1 protein-coding gene is annotated in these 1,112 nt (G+C 70.1%); it reads left to right on the top strand.

Annotated features, from left to right (window positions below; all coding sequences use genetic code 11):
* On the top strand, positions 1–1,112 hold a 1,112-nt coding region (locus VT50_RS37965; RefSeq protein ID WP_143645406.1), incomplete at both ends, for an acyltransferase domain-containing protein.

The raw sequence follows: 1,112 nt of genomic DNA, 5'->3' as shown, positions 1-1,112 counted from the left end.
GGTCCGGCGGCTGTGGTGGTCGCGGGTGATGAGGCTGCGGTGTTGGAGATCGCCGGGGGGTGGGTGGGGCAGGGCCGTAAGACCCGGCGCCTGCGGGTGAGCCATGCGTTCCACTCGCCGCGCATGGACGCGATGCTGGACGACTTCCGCAAGGTGGTCGAGGGGCTGACGTTCGCCCCGCCGACCATTGCGCTGGTCTCCAATCTGACCGGTGAGCCTGTGGGTGCGGCCGAGGTGTGCGCGTCGGAGTACTGGGTGCGGCATGTGCGGGAGGCGGTGCGGTTCGCCGATGGGGTGCGGGCCCTGGAGAAGCTGGGGGTGACCTCGTTCGTCGAGGTGGGTCCTGACGGTGTGCTGTCCGCGATGGCGCAGGATTGCCTGGTGGCGGACGCGGGTTCGGCTGCGGTCGTGGTACCCGTCCTGCGTAAGGACCGCCCGGAGGTTCAGGCGTTGGTGGTGGCGTTGGCAGAGCTGCATGTGCATGGTGTCGCGGTGGGTTGGGAGCAGGTTTTCGTCGGGCGTGGTGTGCGGAAGGTGGAGCTGCCGACGTATGCCTTCCAGCGTCAGCGTTATTGGCTGGAGGACACGGTGGGGGTGCCGGGTGGTTCGGCCGTGGGCAGTGTGGACGCGCGGTTCTGGGATGCGGTGGAGCGGGAGGATCTGGAGGCGTTGGCGGCGGCGCTGGGGGTGGAGGGGGGTGGTTCGCTGGGTGAGTTGTTGCCCGTGTTGTCTTCGTATCGCCGTCAGCAGCGCGAGCGGGTCATGGTGGACGGCTGGCGGTACCGGGTCTCGTGGAAGCCGGTCCCGGAGGTGGCGGCTGGTTCGCTATCCGGTACGTGGCTGCTCGCGGTGCCCGCCTCGCTCGCGGACAGTGAGCTCGCCCAGACGCTGTCCCTGGGGCTCGAGAAGTCCGGTGCCCGTGTCGTACCGGCGGTGATCGACGCCGACGCGGATCGCGACGGCATCGCCGAGGCGCTGCTGGGCGCGCTCGGCGGCGAGTCCGAGGCGAGTGTGCTGTCGTTGCTCGCGCTGGATGAGGAGCCGTGCGCAGGGGAGCCGGTGGTCGCTTCCGGACTCGCTCTGACGCTGCGGTTGGTGCAGACCGCGGCGGG

It is taken from the genome of Streptomyces antioxidans (genome assembly GCF_000968685.2).
GTDB lineage: Bacteria > Actinomycetota > Actinomycetes > Streptomycetales > Streptomycetaceae > Streptomyces > Streptomyces antioxidans.
This window is presented reverse-complemented; position numbering and strand designations above follow the sequence as displayed.